Origin of the sequence: Bacillus sp. CFBP9009 (assembly GCF_036541465.1) — a bacterium.
Classification (GTDB): domain Bacteria; phylum Bacillota; class Bacilli; order Bacillales; family DSM-1321; genus Peribacillus.
The window spans coordinates 668,684-686,779 of record NZ_JAZHFU010000002.1 but is presented as its reverse complement, the minus strand read 5'-3'; the positions used below and the strand labels follow the sequence as shown (position 1 = coordinate 686,779).

Annotated in this window: 21 protein-coding genes and 2 pseudogenes; 15 read left to right on the top strand and 8 right to left on the bottom strand. The window is 37.3% G+C overall.

Annotation, left to right across the window (positions count from 1 at the left end; genetic code table 11):
• Positions 1–47 precede the first annotated feature (47 nt).
• On the bottom strand, positions 48–686 hold the full coding sequence (locus tag V3595_RS08440) for a LexA family protein (RefSeq protein ID WP_485906528.1): 639 nt from the start codon (positions 684–686) through the stop codon (positions 48–50).
• Between the two features lie 134 nt (positions 687–820).
• Between V3595_RS08440 and V3595_RS08435 the strand changes: the two genes are divergently transcribed.
• Both V3595_RS08435 and V3595_RS08430 read left to right on the top strand, forming a co-directional pair.
• Complete coding sequence (locus V3595_RS08435; RefSeq protein WP_101221641.1) at positions 821–1,045, top strand: helix-turn-helix transcriptional regulator; 225 nt, start codon at positions 821–823, stop codon at positions 1,043–1,045.
• 771 nt (positions 1,046–1,816) lie between these two features.
• Positions 1,817–3,349, top strand: coding sequence for an esterase/lipase family protein (locus tag V3595_RS08430; protein ID WP_485906792.1), 1,533 nt, complete (start codon positions 1,817–1,819; stop codon positions 3,347–3,349).
• Between the two features lie 263 nt (positions 3,350–3,612).
• On the opposite strand, the pseudogene V3595_RS08425 reads toward V3595_RS08430, so the two are convergent.
• Positions 3,613–3,946: pseudogene (locus V3595_RS08425) on the bottom strand (hypothetical protein).
• 371 nt (positions 3,947–4,317) lie between these two features.
• Between V3595_RS08425 and V3595_RS08420 the strand changes: the two are divergent.
• A complete protein-coding gene (locus V3595_RS08420; protein WP_241594279.1) occupies positions 4,318–4,932 on the top strand; it encodes a glucosaminidase domain-containing protein in 615 nt (204 codons plus the stop codon).
• A 223-nt stretch (positions 4,933–5,155) separates the two neighbouring features.
• Here the strand turns inward: V3595_RS08420 and lexA are convergent, their stop codons facing one another.
• Complete coding sequence (gene lexA / locus V3595_RS08415; protein WP_101221643.1) at positions 5,156–5,779, bottom strand: transcriptional repressor LexA; 624 nt, start codon at positions 5,777–5,779, stop codon at positions 5,156–5,158.
• 155 nt (positions 5,780–5,934) lie between these two features.
• Here lexA and yneA point away from each other — a divergent pair, with 155 nt between their 5' ends.
• The 6 genes from yneA to V3595_RS08385 all read left to right on the top strand — a co-directional run bounded on the left by yneA (position 5,935) and on the right by V3595_RS08385 (position 10,485).
• The gene (gene yneA / locus V3595_RS08410; RefSeq protein ID WP_485906526.1) at positions 5,935–6,246 is read left to right on the top strand and encodes a cell division suppressor protein YneA; all 312 of its coding nucleotides are present in this window, start codon (positions 5,935–5,937) and stop codon (positions 6,244–6,246) included.
• Between the two features lie 19 nt (positions 6,247–6,265).
• Positions 6,266–6,922, top strand: coding sequence for a YneB family resolvase-like protein (locus V3595_RS08405; protein ID WP_485906524.1), 657 nt, complete (start codon positions 6,266–6,268; stop codon positions 6,920–6,922).
• Between the two features lie 65 nt (positions 6,923–6,987).
• Complete coding sequence (locus V3595_RS08400; protein ID WP_402903390.1) at positions 6,988–7,221, top strand: DUF896 domain-containing protein; 234 nt, start codon at positions 6,988–6,990, stop codon at positions 7,219–7,221.
• Positions 7,222–7,443: 222 nt separating this feature from the next.
• The gene (gene tkt / locus V3595_RS08395) at positions 7,444–9,447 is read left to right on the top strand and encodes a transketolase (protein WP_485906522.1); all 2,004 of its coding nucleotides are present in this window, start codon (positions 7,444–7,446) and stop codon (positions 9,445–9,447) included.
• A 297-nt stretch (positions 9,448–9,744) separates the two neighbouring features.
• A complete protein-coding gene (sirA, locus tag V3595_RS08390) occupies positions 9,745–10,185 on the top strand; it encodes a sporulation inhibitor of replication protein SirA (RefSeq protein WP_402903384.1) in 441 nt (146 codons plus the stop codon).
• An 84-nt stretch (positions 10,186–10,269) separates the two neighbouring features.
• Entirely contained in the window at positions 10,270–10,485 is a 216-nt protein-coding gene (locus tag V3595_RS08385; RefSeq protein WP_034312934.1) for a YneF family protein, read from the top strand.
• A 319-nt stretch (positions 10,486–10,804) separates the two neighbouring features.
• Here V3595_RS08385 and V3595_RS08380 read toward each other — a convergent pair.
• A pseudogene (locus V3595_RS08380) lies at positions 10,805–10,939 on the bottom strand (glutathione-dependent formaldehyde dehydrogenase); the annotation flags it as partial.
• A 178-nt stretch (positions 10,940–11,117) separates the two neighbouring features.
• Here V3595_RS08380 and V3595_RS08375 point away from each other — a divergent pair.
• The 4 genes from V3595_RS08375 (at position 11,118) to V3595_RS08360 (ending at position 13,577) form a co-directional block, all read left to right on the top strand.
• Positions 11,118–11,537 (top strand): RrF2 family transcriptional regulator, encoded by a 420-nt coding sequence (locus V3595_RS08375; protein ID WP_101221650.1) that lies wholly within the window; start codon positions 11,118–11,120, stop codon positions 11,535–11,537.
• A 100-nt stretch (positions 11,538–11,637) separates the two neighbouring features.
• Entirely contained in the window at positions 11,638–12,021 is a 384-nt protein-coding gene (locus V3595_RS08370) for an IDEAL domain-containing protein (protein WP_485906520.1), read from the top strand.
• A 51-nt stretch (positions 12,022–12,072) separates the two neighbouring features.
• Positions 12,073–12,387, top strand: a complete 315-nt coding sequence (gene trxA, locus V3595_RS08365; protein ID WP_101221652.1) for a thioredoxin — start codon at positions 12,073–12,075, stop codon at positions 12,385–12,387.
• Positions 12,388–12,455: 68 nt separating this feature from the next.
• Entirely contained in the window at positions 12,456–13,577 is a 1,122-nt protein-coding gene (locus V3595_RS08360) for an NADH-dependent flavin oxidoreductase (protein ID WP_485906519.1), read from the top strand.
• Positions 13,578–14,125: 548 nt separating this feature from the next.
• Here the strand turns inward: V3595_RS08360 and V3595_RS08355 are convergent.
• Together V3595_RS08355 and V3595_RS08350 are read right to left on the bottom strand one after the other, a co-directional pair.
• Positions 14,126–14,944 carry a hypothetical protein gene (locus tag V3595_RS08355; RefSeq protein ID WP_485906517.1) on the bottom strand — a complete coding sequence of 273 codons (819 nt, stop codon included), beginning with the start codon at positions 14,942–14,944 and terminating at the stop codon, positions 14,126–14,128.
• 727 nt (positions 14,945–15,671) lie between these two features.
• The gene (locus tag V3595_RS08350) at positions 15,672–16,070 is read right to left on the bottom strand and encodes a DoxX family protein (protein WP_137020082.1); all 399 of its coding nucleotides are present in this window, start codon (positions 16,068–16,070) and stop codon (positions 15,672–15,674) included.
• Positions 16,071–16,327: 257 nt separating this feature from the next.
• On the opposite strand from V3595_RS08350, the gene V3595_RS08345 reads away from it, so the two are divergent.
• Positions 16,328–16,714, top strand: a complete 387-nt coding sequence (locus V3595_RS08345; RefSeq protein ID WP_485906515.1) for a hypothetical protein — start codon at positions 16,328–16,330, stop codon at positions 16,712–16,714.
• 7 nt (positions 16,715–16,721) lie between these two features.
• On the opposite strand, the gene V3595_RS08340 is transcribed toward V3595_RS08345, so the two are convergent.
• Positions 16,722–17,066, bottom strand: a complete 345-nt coding sequence (locus V3595_RS08340; protein ID WP_485906513.1) for a DUF4183 domain-containing protein — start codon at positions 17,064–17,066, stop codon at positions 16,722–16,724.
• Positions 17,067–17,217: 151 nt separating this feature from the next.
• On the opposite strand from V3595_RS08340, the gene V3595_RS08335 reads away from it, so the two are divergent.
• Complete coding sequence (locus V3595_RS08335) at positions 17,218–17,583, top strand: DUF4183 domain-containing protein (protein ID WP_485906511.1); 366 nt, start codon at positions 17,218–17,220, stop codon at positions 17,581–17,583.
• Between the two features lie 184 nt (positions 17,584–17,767).
• Here the strand turns inward: V3595_RS08335 and V3595_RS08330 are convergent, their stop codons facing one another.
• A complete protein-coding gene (locus V3595_RS08330) occupies positions 17,768–17,941 on the bottom strand; it encodes an aspartyl-phosphate phosphatase Spo0E family protein (RefSeq protein ID WP_084737866.1) in 174 nt (57 codons plus the stop codon).
• Positions 17,942–18,096 lie beyond the last annotated feature (155 nt).

Here is an 18,096-nt window from a genome sequence, read left to right as displayed (position 1 = left end):
ACAAAGAGAACTAAAGTAATATTCCGTAAAGAAACTCTAAGTGGATATTAATCGTATATTTTAATGGCTTGAACCACTTTTCCTAAAATTCGGACTCTATCATTTTTGATGTTATAGGTTTTTTCTTCATAAAAAGGATCCGTGCTGCAGGGAGTGAGTGTGATGTTTTCTTCAGCGATATTCACTTTTTTGACCGTAGCATCGTGACCATTTACCAAGACCACTCCAATTTTTCCTTTATCAACGTAGGTTGTTTTTTCAACGAGAATCAATGATCCGTCACTGAATTCTTTGTTCATGCTATTGCCATTCACTCTAAGGAAAAAATATTCTTTATTCGTTTTTAGCATCGAATTTAATGTCGGCATATAGGCTTCTATATATTCACTGGTAAAATTAGGCTCTCCAGCAGGAATATTGCCATAGACTCCAATTAATCTTACATTCTTTTCATTTAGAAATTCCATTCCAGGAGCATTTCTAACGATAGGTGCTCCTTCAATGAGGTGGGATAGCGGTATTTCAAAGCATGCGGACATCATGCTCAATTTATCCATTAAAGGTTTATTCCGTCCGGATTCCCATGCTGATACTGCCGTTGGCGCCACCTTTAATATATTTGCCAAATCTTCTTGTGTCATTTTTCTTTCTTTTCTTAACATTTTAATCCGTTCACCAATGTGCATATTTCTTCACCTCTTACTTGAATATACACCATGAGTGAAAGTGAGTAAACTTAAAGTGCGTGAATTTTGCGAAAAATTGTTGGTAACTATACTTCAAGTGTGATATTATTTTTTTAGATAGGTGGTGACAAGATATGACAAACGTTAAGTTCACACTTAAACAAGCGAGGAAGTATAAAGGTTTAACACAAGAAGAAATGGCTAAAGTGCTGAAGATGGCCAAGAGGACTTACATTGACTATGAGCAATATAAGATTCCTTTGCGAATCGATAAGGCTTATTTGTTTGCTGAATGTGTAGGGTTCTCGATCGACGATATCATTTTTTTTGATCCTCACCTACACTTCAAATGTAGTTAAAGGATCAAGACTATCAACATTTCTTCAACAAAGTAACCATTCCTGGGGCAAGATTTAAGTAATGATCGAAAGAGGGGTGAAAAAAAGGGGAAAGGAAAATCAGATAAACAAATTATACAATCGGAAGAAAGAGCATAGCTCTGATATTATTTATCCAATTCTCATTGTGAAATACTCGTATGTGGGGTTGAGGGAAGGGCTTTAAGGAGTTAAAGATCCAAATAGACGATTGATACTGAGATCCCTATGAATGACAGCCAATTGCTGTGAAAGAATTTTTTTCAACAATTTACTTAATGTATAGGATGGACTTCAAAACACCATGAATAGGAGCAATTGGACAGTGGCAAATTCGAAGAATAATATTTGGATGATCATAAAAAAGTCAAGCCCTATATCCTTTGCAGGAGAAGGGCTTATTCTCTTTTTCTTCGTGAACATACAGCATTCGATATATGGATTTCCTCTATAAGGATAATTTCATAAATGGAAAATGACTGTATACATAAACGAATCGAAGGCAAACCATCATACTATATCTCCATTTTTTATGAATTCTTCTAGTTTTTTTCTCCCATCTTTATGAAGATAGCAGGTAATGGTATGCAAAAGTACAAATATATACTATGAAGGCTATGAAAGGCCTGGAAGGAGGCGTTGATAATAGGATGAGTTCGAAAAAATTCCACATGATATTGGAGGAGATAACAATTGAAAAGGAATGTAATCAATTATGTCGTTTTTCTTGTCCTCATTCTAACCATATTAATTATGGCTAAGCCAGACATTTCCTCAGCAGGAAAATTAAAGCCTCCTTCCGAAACTTTCAGTCCAGGGGATTGGTTTCTTGGAAGTATTCCTCCCAATCTTGATACGAAGAAACCACCGATCGTGTTTGTTCAAGGGAAAAACGGCAGTTCAACCAGCTGGTACGGTGAAACGGATTATCATGGTGTCAATGATATGTATACCAAAGCGTATGAAGCAGGCTACCAAACTGTTTTTGTTCAGCTTCATGATTCAGCTGGAAATGGATCAGTGAGCCAATATGCTAATGGAAGGCTTTTAGCTCAAATGCTTGCAGAAATCAGTAAACATTTCGGGGGCGAAAAAGTAAATATTATAGCTCACAGCAAAGGGGGCCCAGATACCCAAGCGGCTCTAGTGCACTATGGAGCACACCAATATGTTGGAAGGGTGATCACTTTAGCTTCCCCTCATCATGGTTCTCACCTAGCTGATTTGGCTTATAGCTGGTATGCGGGCTGGCTTGGTTCCCTATTAGGTCAAAAAGATGATGGAACTTATTCTTTACAAGTTGGTAAAATGGCGGAATTTCGTTCTGTCACGGATAACCATGTTAATTCTCGTAAAAACATGTATTTCACTGTGGCAGGCATGAACAGAGGCCCGGTTCTATCAGCCTTATCAATGGGTGGACAATATTTATCTTCATATGGGGAAAATGATGGTCTAGTGAATGTATGGAGTACAAAAATACCCTATGCAACACATTTATTTTCAGATCCCAACTTTGATCACGACAATATACGAGTCGGCTCAGCTGTATTTTCAAGAATTGAACCATATTTAAGAAGCACTTCCACCGCGGGGATCCCTGAATATAATGTCAATTATAAAGAACGGGTTGAAGATGATGTCATTACCACCGCACTCGCTCAAACCGTTCTGGGTGATGCCCTGAAACAAAATGTCTGGATCGAACAAAGCTTCCATGTAAATGAAGCAGCCCCAGGCAATATAAACATATATACAGCCTCAAATGATGTCGAGGTTGAGTTAATTTCTCCATCCAATAAAAAATATTCACCTTCCTTAAAGGTTCATTCAGCCAAAAATGAAACTTCCTTTTTTAATGGTGTAACCATCCAATCATTCAATAGAAACAACCTTGAAATTGGTGATTGGAAAGTGCGAATGAAGACTAAATCGCCAAAAGACGCCTACCTGTTCACAGCACAATTTAACGAAAAGAATCCCATTACATTAAGTATGGCAGGTAAAGTTAAGCAAAAAGATGCAAAATTTTTAATAAAGAACCCAATGAAAGATAAAAAAAGGCCAATCAGCACAACATTTTCGGTTCATCTAATAGATGAAACCGGTAATGAAATTAGTGAAAAAAGCTCAATTAAGGCAATGGATACCGAAAATTTTACTGGCACCCTTCCAGAAGTACCTAAGTCAGGTGTTTATAATGTAACAATAGATGTCAAGGAAAAAAATGTGTATGGTACTGAAAGAACCCGGACGCTGATTCGTTCGGTCTATATTGAGAAATAGTGAAATGCCTTCTCTTCTTTGAGAGGGTATCAGACTGTAGACAAATTCTAAGTTTGCCTACAGTCTATTCTTTTAAAAAAGATCCAGTCAATTGCAGAAAATCCGCTTCCTTTCCGCCGACTGTCTGGCAAGCCTGCTCGGCTAGTCAGGAGTGTAAAAAACATAAAGGATAACTTACTTTTCCCGACAAATTGATCCCTTCTCTTAATTGAGAAGGGATTTTTTGGATGTGTGTAATGGGATGTTAACATCAGTGTTAGTGTTTAATAAAAAGATTGCTGAATTGCAGCGAGAGACAACCTGTATAGGTTTAACCCGTCTTTATAGGATTCTCTATAAGACAAAATACCAGTTTTGAGTGCAGCATAATTGCCTATGCTTGCATAGCCATAAAACCAGCCCATGAAAATTCCTGAAACCAAGTGATGACGATGACTGATGAAAATGGAAATGAACAAGCCAAGACTTAAAAGCGATGGCAGGGATGAATTTTGGATGAATATGAAACATGACCTTAATAAGTTGAGTAAGAATCATGATGGTAGGAATGGCTATCACTGCATCCCAAAAGTTTGTATGGATGGTTGGGTAGTCCATGATTTCACCACCTTAAATTGAAGTTTTCAAAATTAATTTTTGTTTTTCATCAAGGTTTTATACAATGATTACAAATTTAAAATGAATTAATAAAAGTTATAGACAAGTTTTGAAGATTTACAGTGTTCAATTTAAAAAGCCGTCAATCCATTTAATTATATGGATTGACAGCTTTTCCTGGTTGGTGGGGAAATGGATTAATAAAACGCGGAGCGAACTACTCGACGTAAGTAATCTATAATAAAAAAAATTAGCCAGACATCGGAACCTTTTGTGCAGGACAAGCTGTAACCTTTTTCATAGATGAGAATACGATAAGAATGAAGATAAACAGTGAAAAATAAAGTAATGCCTATTAGTGGGAGGTTCTAATGAGCAAGGAAACATTTATTAAGGAAATTGCTCCCTATGCCCAGAAAATTCAACAGGAGTTTAAAATATTACCTTCTGTCGTCATTGCACAAGCTTGTTTGGAGAGTGGATATGGGACAAGTTTATTAGCAAGCAAAGGAAAAAATATATTCGGTACAAAAGGTGACTTCAAGGGTGAGTCTGTCATTATTCAGACAATGGAATATGTCAATGGTGTGCCCGTTCAAGTATGGAACAAATTCAGAAAATACCCATCTTGGGAAGAAAGCCTTCGAGATCTTGCCAATTTATATGTAAAGGGGACTTCATGGAATAGAAGTCTTTATACAGCTGTCATTGGAGAAAAAGATTACAGAAAAGCACTCAAAGCAATATTCGATGCGGGGTACGCCTCGGATCCCAAATATATTGAAAAACTGGTGAACCTTATCGAAACAAGCGATTTAACAAAATATGATGCAAGCATTGAAGAAGTTTATCATATTGTCCAAAAAGGGGATACTGTCTCTGCGCTTGCAAAAGCATACGGTTCTACACAAGTGCAGATTCAACAGTGGAATGGCTTGGTCGATCTTAACCTCATTAAAGTGAACCAAAGATTAAGAGTGAAGTGATTTTAACTGGGAGCGGTAGTTAAAGCTCTCTTTTTTATGTAATCAGATTGTTACCAATGTACATATTAGGCGATAGTATAACTTCCATCCGTTATAAAGGATGTTTAAATTCCCATGAAAACTTGATTCTATTAAAAAATATATCAATATCTACTCTTCCATATGCATATTGAGAGAATTCGGGACATAAATTAAACAAACAAAAAAAGCGCGGTTAGCGCTTTTAGTGTATTTGTCTATATAAGCCTATTACTTTTCCAAGTATCGAAACATCTCGTAAAATAATTGGTTCCATATTTGAGTTCTCAGGCTGAAGCCTTATGTAATCCGGTTCCTTAAAGAATCGTTTTACAGTGGCTTCATCATCTTCCGTCATTGCCACGACGATATCTCCATTATTGGCATTGCTTTGTTGTTTCACGATGACATAATCCCCATCATGAATTCCTGCTTCGATCATACTTTCACCCATGATTTCCAGCATGAATACATGGTCATCGTGTGGAACCATGCTTTCGGGAAGCGGAAAGTATTCTTCTATGTTCTCAATGGCCGTTATCGGCATTCCCGCTGTTACTTTTCCAAGTAACGGCACGTTCACGACATTGACTTTGGGAATATTGTTCGCTTCCTCCAAATTCATTATTTCAATGGCCCTTGGCTTTGTTGGGTCACGTCTAATCAGGCCTTTGCTTTCCAGGCGTGATAAATGTCCGTGTACTGTTGAACTTGAAGCAAGTCCCACTGCTTCGCCAATCTCCCGTACGGATGGTGGATACCCTTTTTGGCGGACCTCTTCTTTAATGAAATCAAGAATATCTTGCTGCCGTTTTGATAGTTTAGTCATTTGTGCACCTCTTCCCCAATGTTCTTTGCTACATTATAGCATGGCCCCCAACTCTATACAAACATAAGTTCGAATTTTGTTGTTGACTGAAACAAACGTTCGTATTATAATTTGACCATAACATACGAACGAACATTCGCTTTGGAGGGATTTTTATGAAAAATTTATACAAAAATTATATTTATACGATTCTATTAGCGGGATCAGTATTCATCTTTTCAATTTTATTCTCTTGTACATTGAACAATGATCCAAAAAAGGATTTCCTTTCTATAGAAGTAAGTGAAGGTGATACCCTATGGGGAATCGCCGAAGAATATGAAGAAGCAAATTTGACAAAAAAAGAATTCATTGGTTGGATAGAAGAGAATAATGGAGTCAGGGCGGATACAATTAAACCTGGTCAAGTCATCGTCATACCGGTTAAAGGGGAAGAACTTGTCCAGAATTTGGCCAGTGAGCAGTAAGTAGTGAAGGTAGGGTATTATGAAGGCGGTAATCTATTGTAGGGTCAGCACAGAAAAAGAGTCACAGGAAACATCATTGGCAAGGCAGGAAGATGAGTTAGTCAAATTGGCAGAAAAGATGGATGTTGAAGTCATTTCCATAATAAAAGAACAGGCAAGTGGTTATGAGTTGAATCGGGATGGCATTTTTGAAATGCTCGAACTATTTAAAACTAAAGAAGCTGAAATACTATTAATTCAGGATGAAACAAGGCTGGGAAGAGGGAATGCCAAAATAGCCCTTTTCCATGTCATCCTTAAAGAAGATGTGAAAATTTATACGCTCTCACATGACGGGGAGCTTGAGTTATCGGATTCGGATGCCATGGTCATCCAGATAGTCGGTATTGTAGAAGAATACCAAAGGAAACTACATAATCTTAAAATAAAGCGCGGGATGATAAGAGCCGTTGAAAAAGGGTACCGTCCTCAAAAAAACCTTCAGAATCAAAGGAATTCCACTGGAAGGGACCGTATGGAAATTCCTATTGAAGAAATTATTAAACTTCGGGCCAATGGATTGACATTTGCAGAAATCGCAGCCACTTTAAGGGGCTTTGGATACAATGTTTCCAAGGCTACTGTGAATAGGCGTTTTCTCGAACATCAACTGAATAAAAAGGAAAGTCAATCTTAGAACTTGTAATTTCGCCTTTTTTTTAATACCATGACAATATCCGGAGATTATGAAGGAGCGAAATTATGTTATCAAAAGAAAAAATAGCCCGTATTAATGAACTTTCTAAAAAGGCAAAGACTGAAGGTTTGACTGAAGTTGAGGCGAAAGAGCAAACCCAATTGAGAAGTGAGTATTTGGAAACATTCAGAAAGTCCATGACCGATACGTTGGAGCATGTGAAAGTCGTTGATCCAGAAGGTAATGACGTCACTCCTCAAAAGATAAAAAATATAAAAGAAAAAAGAAACTTACATTAATGCTTGAATTCCTCTCATGGAACGAGGATCCTATTAGCATTTAGGAGTAAAAAGGGAGTGCATGCATGTATGTATTCTCCTATTTAGTTTAATCTAAATAGGGGCTTCTCTTATTTCTAGAAAATTTTAATGTTGAGGCAGTAAATAGTGATTTTAGTTGTGATATTATGCTTGTCACTATAATATAAAGAGGTACATTACAGGAAGGGATGTTTTTACAATATGTTAGATAAATTAGATGCACTTTCTATCAATACGATTCGTACATTATCAATTGATGCAATTGAAAAGGCTAATTCCGGCCATCCAGGTATGCCAATGGGTGCAGCGCCGATGGCGTATAAACTATGGACCGAATATATGAACCATAACCCAAAAAATCCAGATTGGTTTAATAGAGATCGCTTTGTTCTTTCAGCTGGACATGGTTCTATGCTGTTATACAGCCTTCTTCATCTATCGGGCTATGGCTTATCTATCGATGATTTGAAAAGCTTCCGTCAATGGGGCAGTAAAACTCCAGGACATCCTGAATTCGGACATACGGCTGGTGTAGATGCAACTACCGGGCCGCTTGGACAAGGTATCGCAATGGCAGTCGGAATGGCAATGGCTGAACGTCACTTGGCAGAAAGCTATAACCGCGATTCTTATAATGTGGTCGATCATTATACATATAGCATTTGTGGAGATGGAGATTTAATGGAAGGTGTTTCTGCAGAAGCCGCTTCATTAGCTGGACATCTACAACTCGGAAGACTTGTTGTTTTATATGATTCTAATGATATTTCCCTTGACGGCGACTTAAGTCAATCATTTAGTGAAAGCGTAGCAGACCGGTTCAAATCTTATGGATGGCAATATATCCGCGTTGAGGATGGAAATGATCTTCAGGAAATTGCTAAAGCGATTGAAGAAGCGAAAACCGACGATGCACGCCCAACATTAATCGAAGTGAAAACGGTTATTGGTTACGGTTCACCAAACCGTTCAGGTAAATCCGCTGTTCACGGCGCTCCGCTTGGTGCAGATGAGCTTAAATTGACAAAAGAAGCATATAAATGGACATTCGAAGAGGACTTCCATGTTCCGGAAGAAGTGTATTCACACTTCAATGAAGCTGTTGTTGATGCAGGCGCTCGAAAAGAAGAAGCTTGGAATGAATTGTTCAAAAATTACAAAGAAGCACATCCTGAGTTAGCACAGCAATTGGAGCTGGCCATCAAAGGTGAACTGCCTGCTGATTGGGATCAGGAAATTCCGGTCTATGAAGAAGGTAAAACATTAGCATCCCGTGCTTCAAGTGGGGAAGTGCTAAATGCGATTGCCAAACGGGTCCCTAGCTTCATTGGGGGTTCTGCGGATTTAGCCGGATCTAATAATACTGCCATCAAAGGTGAGACTGATCTATTACCTGGTAATTACAGCGGCCGTAACATATGGTTCGGTGTACGTGAATTCGCTATGGGTGCGGCTTTAAATGGAATGGCACTTCATGGTGGATTAAAAGTATACGGAGGAACATTCTTCGTATTCTCTGATTATCTACGTCCTGCCATAAGAATGGCAGCACTAATGGGACTGCCTGTAAACTATGTATTCACTCATGACAGCATTGCTGTAGGGGAAGACGGACCGACTCATGAGCCAATCGAACAATTGGCATCATTGCGTGCAATGCCTAACCTAGGGGTAATCCGTCCAGCTGATGGCAATGAAACGGCAGCAGCCTGGAAAGTGGCTATGGAGTCTACAAATAAACCAACTGCCCTTGTACTGACTCGTCAAGGATTGCCAACAATTAAAGACACTTCCGAAACTGCGTATGAAGGTGTTTCAAAAGGTGCTTACATCATCTCTGCTTCTAAGAAAGAAGTAGCCGATGCATTACTTCTTGCTACTGGATCCGAAGTGAACTTGGCTGTGGAAGCACAGAAAGCTTTAGCGAACGAAGGAATTGATGTTTCTGTTATCAGCATGCCATCATGGGATCGATTTGAAACTCAATCTAAAGAATATAAACAAAGCGTAATCAATCCGGCAGTGAAAAAACGTCTAGCTATCGAAGTGGCTTCACCGTTTGGTTGGGATCGTTATGCAGGTGATGAGGGTGAAATATTGGCCATCAATCATTTTGGAGCTTCTGCACCAGGCGGTAAGATCATGGAGGAATTCGGTTTCACTGTAGAAAATGTAGTTGCTCGTGTTAAGGAAATGCTTAACTAATAGTAATGGAAAACTGACACCAACTAGTTTGGTGTCAGTTTTTTTATCAAAAACAATCCTGATTTATATTGCGTGCTCCTATTCTAAAGGGAAATCTTCCATTCGACAAAAAAAGAAGAAAATTTCTCCAGCAAACAACATATCTTTTTAGTTTGTCAATATATAATGAGAATAAATAAATTTCGTTTAAATGTGTCAGTTAAAGGGGAAAGTTATCAATAGTGGAAAATAGTGGAGAGGGTCCTGGTGGTTAGTTGTTTTCGTGACCAAAATAGGAAAGCTAGGAGGCATTGGCTGATGAGAACCTATCAAATTTATTTAATCGAAGATGAATTTGCCCATCATTATTATGGAAGAGAAAAGCTATTTTTCAATTTGTTTTTGGAGTATATTCAAGCAAAGGGCAGACTGAAGAGTATTTTGCAAAAACAAATCGAATATGTCACCAAAACAGTCCCGATTATCCAGTTGCAGTTAGCTATTGAACAACGTTTGCAAAAAAAGATGAATTATTGGACTCAAAATGGAAAATACTATTTAGAAAAAACAAACGGATCAAGTAAAGCCGTTTTAATCATTCAGCATGATTCCATTACTCTAAAAGCTGAAGGAGACTATGAAGCGGAGACTGCTTTCTTTGAAAGTATTCGAAAATATGAAGCGAGTTTTCTGGCCATTGATTTTGAACATGAAAAATACGGTTGGTTAAAACCGATAAAAGAAAGAAAATTTGTCTAAATGGGGGACTTTTCAGTAGCGGGTATTGTATAATAACCTTTGGTCTAGTACACTGATGTTAGACAACACGAAGGAGGAAATAGTATGTGGGTTTACATTCTAGTTGGCGTACTGGCATTGATTGCTGGAGTAGTGCTGGGATTTTTCATCGCTCGTAAATACATGATGGATTACTTAAAGAAAAATCCGCCAATTAACGAACAGATGCTGAAAATGATGATGATGCAAATGGGTATGAAACCATCCCAAAAGAAAATTAATCAAATGATGAGCGCCATGAATAAACAACAAACAAAATAAGTTAGCAATTATAAGATAAGCAAATCATAACTACCGTGAAGAGTGAATCTTTCATCATAAATTTTCCTTATTTTTGCTTTATCTTTCGTTACTAATCCGAAACTTCTTTCTCTGGTGGGAACTAAATCAGAGAGAGGGGTTTTTTGTGTTGTTAGAGGATAAGCAAGAGGGCAATCATGGAGCATAAAAGGTTTCATATAGAGGAAATCTAGTTCATGAGACTTTCAAGACACAGGATTCATCAAATTCAGAAACTTACTATATTTCATGTATGGTTTCTGAATTTGAGTGCCTGGCCATTCAATTTTCTATATAATACTTACGGTTTTAACACCACTTTAATGCATCCGTCTGTCCTTTTATCGAATACTTGGTAACCATGTTTAGCTTGATCCAATGGTAGTACGTGGGTTACGACATCGCCAGGATCAAGTTTTCCTTCAGATATTAGATTATTATCGGTTTACAAAATTAGATGAATGAAATTCCCTCAATCCCTTGTGTATAGGGGGGAATTTCATTGCAATCATAATGTAATCAACAAAGTTGAGGACTCTGTTGAGTTTTTTGAGTTGACTTTATCAACTGTATATATTAAAATTACAGTAATCTCCTTAAGGAGGATGCCAAAAGTGAATAGTGATTTTACAATAGCTGTGCATAGTTTGGTCTATTTAGCTTATCTACCAGATCATATGGCAAGCAGTGAGTCTATCGCAGAAAACGTTTGTACAAACTCGGCAAGGATTCGGAAAATGATGAGCTGCTTAAGAAAAAAGGGATTTGTAAAAACGAAAGAAGGTGTGGGCGGAGGCTATATTCTAGACTGTAATCCTGAAGAGGTAAGTTTGGCAGATATTTATATAACGGTCTCACATGGAACCTTGAAACCGAAATGGTGTACAGGTGATCCGGAGAAAAAATGTGTCATATCCTCCAATACCCAGGTAGTCATGGATCAAATATTCGATGAAGCAGAATTGTATTTTGAAAAATATTTGGAAGATATAACTCTCAGCACTTTTTTGGAAAAAATTAAACAATGTCCGTGATATTGATTTAGTTTTTTCTTTGCACAAAATGTATATTTTATTAATACAGTTAATAACTATAGTTTTAATATTAAATGAACATAAAAGGGGTGTTAAAGAAATGGTTGAAAACAATCTGTTCAAAAATGGGGATTGGGTACAGGGAAAATCAAGAGATGGAGAACTTATCCATGGTTTCGTTGAAAACGTGAGCGATAATCGTGAAATTGTTAAAGTGAATGTGGTGGAAAGTGACAATGAAAAAGCGGTTGGGAAATCGATTTGGATTCCAAGTAAATGGACTGAAAAACTGCCGGATCTAGAAATCAGTAACGAAACTCATCTTTTGGCTTTAATTGATTTGGCTTTACTTTCTAAAGATGAAACATGGTTTATGGAGTTATCCGGTAAATTGGAATCCATCAAAATCCATCCGAAAATGAATGCCAGGAAATCAGAGGTTTTTATCCCGGGAAATAGAATCGCAAAACTTGATTTTAAATAGATGGTGAGTAAAGACCATAAATATTTCGGATAATACAAGGAGGAAATGATCATGACAATAGAACATGTTACAGATGATAATTTTGCTAGTGAAATCAAGGAAGGTTTAGTATTGGTTGATTTTTGGGCACCGTGGTGCGGTCCGTGCAAAATGATTGCCCCAGTTCTTAATGAAATCGATGAGGAAATGGGTGATCAGGTTAAGATCGTAAAACTTAATGTGGATGAAAATTCAAATACGACAAGCGAATATGGAGTGATGGGAATACCAGCACTTATTCTATTCAAAGATGGAGAAAAGGTAGATCAAGCTATTGGCTTCCAGCCAAAAGAAGCCATTTCGGCATTAATCGCAAAGTATGCATGATATTTAAATTAGTTTGCTGATTTGATTTATTATACAAACCTTTGGGTTACAAAATGGAGGATTACTAAATGAATTCTAAATATACACCATTATTTGAATCGTTCAAATTAGGAAAGGGAATAGAATTGAAAAATCGATTGGTGATGGCGCCTATGACAAATTTCTCTTCTAATTCTGACGGTACTGTTACCGATGCAGAAGTTAATTATTATGAACGCCGGTCAAGCGGTGTCGGCATGGTTATAACGGCATGTACTTACGTGACGGCTAATGGAAAAGGTTTTCATGGGGAATTTGGCGGAGATCAGGATGAATTGATACCTAGTCTAAGTCGTTTGGCATCAGCGATTAAAGCGAAAGAGGCAAAGGCAATTCTCCAGATTTTTCATGGCGGCCGAGAGGTTCCACCGGAATTAGTAAATGGCGATGTTGTCAGCGCAAGCAATATCCCGTCGGAAGGCGAAGGGAAAGCAGTTCCGCGTCCACTTTCTGAAAAGGAAATAGAATCGATCATTCTCGACTTTGGTGAAACCACCCGACGTGCGATTGAAGCAGGATTTGACGGTGTAGAAATTCACGGTGCTAATGGTTACTTGCTTCAGCAATTCTTTTCGCCTCATTCAAACCGTCGTGAAGACAAGTGGGGCGGTTCCCTAGAAAAGCGCCTGACTTTTCCATTAGCGGTTGTGGATGAAGTGAAAAAGGCTGTTGCTGAACATGCCAAGGATCCCTTCATCGTAGGATATCGTTTTTCACCGGAGGAGCCGGAAACACCAGGAATCACCATGGATGATACACTAGCATTAATTGATGGACTTGTAATGAAGGATTTGGATTATCTTCATGTTTCATTAATGGATTTCTGGTCGAAAGCAAGACGGGGAGCCGACGTTGAACGACCTCGGATAGAAATTATTAAAGAACGTATCGAAGATCAAGTTCCCGTCATTGGAGTTGGTTCCATCTATACAGCGGATGATGCGATCAAAGCACTGCAATCCGGGATTCCGTTAATCGCATTAGGCCGTGAAATCATAATCGATCCTGAATGGGTACAAAAAGTGGAACAAGGCAGGGAAGCAGAAATCGTTACAAAAATAAACAAAGATAATCAGCTGCAACTTGATATTCCAGATCCATTATGGCAAGCGATCATCCACTCTCCAGGATGGTTCCCAGGGGTAGAATAAAGTAAAAAATGCATTCTGGTTTTCAAATAACCCCGGATAAGGATAAAAGTGTTCCTTATCCGGGGTTTTTAATGTTTATGGAAGGGACATTTATATGAGTGAGAATCTAATAAGTGGTTTTCAAATTGAATCCTTAAGAATGAATAACTGAGCATTCTATTTCTAAGCTGTTTCGGAAAATAAAACAGGGGAAAGATTAAGGATTTTCATTGACTAGCAATTAAGTCTCGACGGCAGATACATTCGGAAATTTTGGTTAGGAAAGGGGCTTTCTTTACGGAACGCGTGAAAAAGGTTAGGAAGGACGTTAGGTAACACCAGAAGAGCAACCATTAATTAATGGTTGCTCTTCTGGTGTTACCTTCTTTTTAACAGAATAGCTAATATCAAAGATATTTGCAGAGAAATGATAAGTAAAAGAGACAACATATAATCACTATCTAAAGATGCATTATAGCTAAAGATAAAAAATAAGATCACTGATATTATTAGAATGAAAATGAAATTAATAATGATTTGCCTCATGGTCCCCCCATTTTAACAACAGATCAATAAGACAGCGTCAATGCATATGACCTTGTATCTGTAGTAATATTTGGTGTAATAGATAAACCGGCCGGATAAACTGACACAGAAGGTGTACCAGAAATTCTCTTATGACCATATGTTATTTTAATGTTTATTTTACCATTTTTGTATGTGGGAACATATACATATTGTCCAATATACCCTTTATGCTTGGTTTTACTAGTAGAAGCCCTTATATCATATGAACCAGCCACACCAGCACTTGGTTCCCAATTACTTGGAGAATACTTGATTGCATAATCAATCCAACGTCCATTTCCTTGTTGATCTTGAGAATATCTGTGCTGGTGTTGTTTTACTTTCCCTCCACTAGTTGGCAGGTACAGTCCTGAACTTGAAGGGAAACCAATCGTCATTTTATCAACTAACGTATATGAAGGTGTTTTTAGCCATTGAAAGTTACCGTATATATAAAATTTATCTTCTTTTGAACGATCACTTTTTACTTTATATACAGTTCCCCCCATTTTTAAAGTTGTTGCAGCAATTGATGCAAAAGTGCTGATTTGCCCTGGTTTAGTAACTTCTGAATCATATATAACCATAAATTCCGATCCAGAATCTATAACTTTAGCCTCCTCTTCAATTAATCGTCTTGAAACTTCAACAGGTAAATCCTCGGATTCTTCTTGAGTATTGCCGACTTCATTTACAAGATAATCCAACTCTTCTGGTGTCAGTCTTTCTTCGCTAACGTTTGTACCATTTTTCTCGGCAAATCCTGTTGCAGCAAGACTAAAAGAAAATAAAAATACTGTCACAAAAGATAAAAACCTCATTTATTTTGCCCCCTTTTTCTTTTTATTACTGGATTTTCCTATTTTCAAGTGTTAAAAATATAAATCGAAGTAATGTTTATGAGAGACTAAATGATTATGTCATCAATCGGGGTACTAGAGTCTAAATATCTATTGTTTGTATACTGAAAGCCATAGGAACGAATTAAATTACCATTGATTTCTATTATCTTCAGGATGGGATAGGAGCACTTTAACTGTCTCTGAGGGAATATATATAACTTAGTTCTATAAAAATAGCGTTTCTTTTGATTCATTGAGGACACACCGGAGATAAAAAAACATGAGGTTATGATCATTCTCATTATTACTGTACTCTACTTTTCCTGATTATGAGTCTTAGTTTTTAGACATGATATTTCAAATTAGGAACTATTGCTTTAAATCCAAAATTTACCTTTGGAGGAACATAAAGAATAGGATTCGATGGTACTCTATAATTTAATGGCATTATTCCAACTCATTTGTGAAAATTACTGTACAGCAGTGATTTCACAGGTAGTTTGCATTTCAATATTGAAACCATCTTATTTAAATATGGGACAACCTATGTTCCTATTTCCTCAACACTATAATCGAAGTATCCATTACTCGAGTTTTAAGCTTTGATAACCAATATAAAAATTTCTGAGCAAAAAAAACACGGAGTGGATTAAACCAACTCCGTGTTATCCGTAATGTAGAGATTTAGCAAACCCAAGCGATTTCCTTAAAATAGAAATGAATCAAGTGAGTATGGGCCAGCTCCCGTTAACGCTATGCCAATCGCCACTGCAAGGATGGCAAGATTATATTCATAACCGTTTTGAGTTGCCCAGTAGCCATTTGGTCCATGGACTTTAACGATTGCAACGAGCATAGTAAGTGCAATTAATATACCTGCAAAGGGTGTAAAGAGACCTAAAGCAAATAAAGCTCCGCCAATAAGCTCTGATAGACCAGCAAATAGGGCCATGGTAACTCCTGGCTTCATGCCAATCGAATCAAACCAGCCTCCTGTACCTTTCAAGCCATGACCGCCAAACCAACCAAATAATTTTTGAGCCCCATGACCAACAAACGATAAACCGATTACTACACGTATAACTAATAAACCTATACCAATCATTTATGATTCCTCCTGGAATTTATTTTGAATTTAGATATCTTCAATTCGAGACTTGTGATTAAAAAAAGGATGTTATCTCGAATTAATTTATCTTTAATTAAAGATAATATTATTTTAGTGATTTGTCAAACATAATTTTATCTCTTAAGGTTTATTTCAATAGGGAGGGTTTAGAAAACAGGTTAACTTAGCCTGGAGCAAAACAATAAATCAGAACCGTAACACATTCCTTTATCGTACTGTAGGTTAGCTTCAGCATGAATTTTACAAACGGATGCCCTCCTGCTATAACTATCTTACTCGTGAGTTTCACACTTTTACTCGTGAAATTTGCTGATTTACTCGTGAGTTTGGCGCAATTACTCGTGAGTTTGGCGCGTTTACTCGTAAATTCTACTTTACTCATGCGTTTTACGCGTTTACTCGTGAGTTTCACACTCTTACTCGTAAATTTCACACTTTTACTCGTGAAATTTGCTGATTTACTCGTGAGTTTTACACTTTTACTCGTGAATTCCGCGCAATTACTCGTAAATTATTCAATTTTTACTCATGATCAGTATATGAAATTCAATTTCAATTTTATTGAAGGAGCCGACCTGGAATTAAGGAATCGTTTAGGAACAGGCCGCTCATTTAAATAATGAACATTTACAATATGATTGGTGTCCCTTTTATTGGGATATCAATCGTATTCAATTTAAGTTTTCCTTTTTCAACGGTGTAATTATCGTGGGGCTGCAATACGCCATTTATGAATAAATTCATATAGGATACCTTTGATGGATCCAGTATTATCTGATTTTCTAAGTCAGTTATTCCGTCTTTTTCTTCATAAATCCGTTGGCAGCCATTTGCAATAGCGTAAAATTCATAAGAAATGATTCTTTTTGGGATCCTCGTGCGAACTTCGTTGGGAGAGCACTTAGGGAAAAACAACAAAGGTCTCGGGATTGCTGTATCTTCTTTAATAAAACGGAAATATTTACTGTGCATTTCTAAAACTCTCCCCTTTTCTTATCTCCTTATACATTTTATATAAAGTACAGATTATCGTGAGGACCATTTTTGAAAATTGTATATACAATTCCTTTTGCAAAGTCATAGCACGGGGAGAAGAGAGGTGAATATTTTGCCGTTAAAAATAATGAAATTAGCGATAGCGGCTACCTCGGTGATCAATGTGAATCCACTGGTTACCCGATTATTTTATGAGGTGACTGCTGCATCCACTGGCCCAACCACGCTTTCGATTGATCCAGCAAGTTTTTTCTCTGATACTGGAGACCCTGCGACTGTACTGCCTGTATTAAGTACTGAAAACAATTCATATGAGGTGTTTATTAATGGGGTGCTGCAAATGGAGGATTTAACAACCTACACACCAGGTGCCACTAGGGTAGGAAGTCTTGTGATCACTGTTCCGGACGGTTCTTCCATCTTAGCTGGATCTCCTATTGTTCTTGTTGTGACAAACTATGAACCGACATCCGATGTTGATATTGCTACATGATTTCTATGCATTATTTTAAATAAAAAAACAGGAAAACAGGCAGCGCTCATAGCGCTTGCCTGTTTTTAATATAGTAAAGGATATGCCTATGTATTCAAATTGAGAAAAAATGAAAAAAGGGGAGATTGACAGCAAAATAAATCATATAATAACATATGTGGTTATCAATGGGAGAGGTACTGGGTTAAAAATTTGTACCGGTTTTATAAAAAAGTTCATTATATTTATTTAATAATTGATCAAGTTGCTGGCTGTATTCAACGGCAACATGTGAGTTCAAACCATCTTTAGCGACAATCTTGATAAGTTCATTTCTCTTTAATTCAATCTGTTCGAGAAATTCATTCTTTTTAGCCATTATATTTCCTTTCTGGCCCCAACATTTTTTCATGGTACCATTAATTTATGTGTTCGCTGTAAAATCTGTATGAATATAACAATTATATCGGCTTGGACTAATGAATTCAAATAAGTCATCTTATTGAAATTTAAACCGTGGCCCCATTCCGTTTA

Excerpts from the sequence above, each read along its gene's own strand:
- V3595_RS08345 (WP_485906515.1), top strand. The coding sequence starts at position 16,328 with ATGAATTTTACAAACGGATGCCCTCCTGCTATAACTATCTTACTCGTG.
- V3595_RS08385 (WP_034312934.1), top strand. The coding sequence starts at position 10,270 with ATGTGGGTTTACATTCTAGTTGGCGTACTGGCATTGATTGCTGGAGTA.
- V3595_RS08335 (WP_485906511.1), top strand. The coding sequence starts at position 17,218 with ATGAAATTAGCGATAGCGGCTACCTCGGTGATCAATGTGAATCCACTG.
- tkt (WP_485906522.1), top strand. The coding sequence starts at position 7,444 with ATGTTAGATAAATTAGATGCACTTTCTATCAATACGATTCGTACATTA.
- V3595_RS08350 (WP_137020082.1), bottom strand. The coding sequence starts at position 16,070 with ATGATTGGTATAGGTTTATTAGTTATACGTGTAGTAATCGGTTTATCG.
- V3595_RS08400 (WP_402903390.1), top strand. The coding sequence starts at position 6,988 with ATGTTATCAAAAGAAAAAATAGCCCGTATTAATGAACTTTCTAAAAAG.
- V3595_RS08370 (WP_485906520.1), top strand. The coding sequence starts at position 11,638 with ATGGTTGAAAACAATCTGTTCAAAAATGGGGATTGGGTACAGGGAAAA.
- V3595_RS08435 (WP_101221641.1), top strand. The coding sequence starts at position 821 with ATGACAAACGTTAAGTTCACACTTAAACAAGCGAGGAAGTATAAAGGT.
- V3595_RS08440 (WP_485906528.1), bottom strand. The coding sequence starts at position 686 with ATGCACATTGGTGAACGGATTAAAATGTTAAGAAAAGAAAGAAAAATG.
- V3595_RS08405 (WP_485906524.1), top strand. The coding sequence starts at position 6,266 with ATGAAGGCGGTAATCTATTGTAGGGTCAGCACAGAAAAAGAGTCACAG.
- V3595_RS08420 (WP_241594279.1), top strand. The coding sequence starts at position 4,318 with ATGAGCAAGGAAACATTTATTAAGGAAATTGCTCCCTATGCCCAGAAA.
- lexA (WP_101221643.1), bottom strand. The coding sequence starts at position 5,779 with ATGACTAAACTATCAAAACGGCAGCAAGATATTCTTGATTTCATTAAA.
- V3595_RS08360 (WP_485906519.1), top strand. The coding sequence starts at position 12,456 with ATGAATTCTAAATATACACCATTATTTGAATCGTTCAAATTAGGAAAG.
- V3595_RS08340 (WP_485906513.1), bottom strand. The coding sequence starts at position 17,066 with ATGCACAGTAAATATTTCCGTTTTATTAAAGAAGATACAGCAATCCCG.
- yneA (WP_485906526.1), top strand. The coding sequence starts at position 5,935 with ATGAAAAATTTATACAAAAATTATATTTATACGATTCTATTAGCGGGA.
- V3595_RS08430 (WP_485906792.1), top strand. The coding sequence starts at position 1,817 with ATGGCTAAGCCAGACATTTCCTCAGCAGGAAAATTAAAGCCTCCTTCC.
- V3595_RS08355 (WP_485906517.1), bottom strand. The coding sequence starts at position 14,944 with ATGAGGTTTTTATCTTTTGTGACAGTATTTTTATTTTCTTTTAGTCTT.
- trxA (WP_101221652.1), top strand. The coding sequence starts at position 12,073 with ATGACAATAGAACATGTTACAGATGATAATTTTGCTAGTGAAATCAAG.
- V3595_RS08330 (WP_084737866.1), bottom strand. The coding sequence starts at position 17,941 with ATGGCTAAAAAGAATGAATTTCTCGAACAGATTGAATTAAAGAGAAAT.
- sirA (WP_402903384.1), top strand. The coding sequence starts at position 9,745 with ATGAGAACCTATCAAATTTATTTAATCGAAGATGAATTTGCCCATCAT.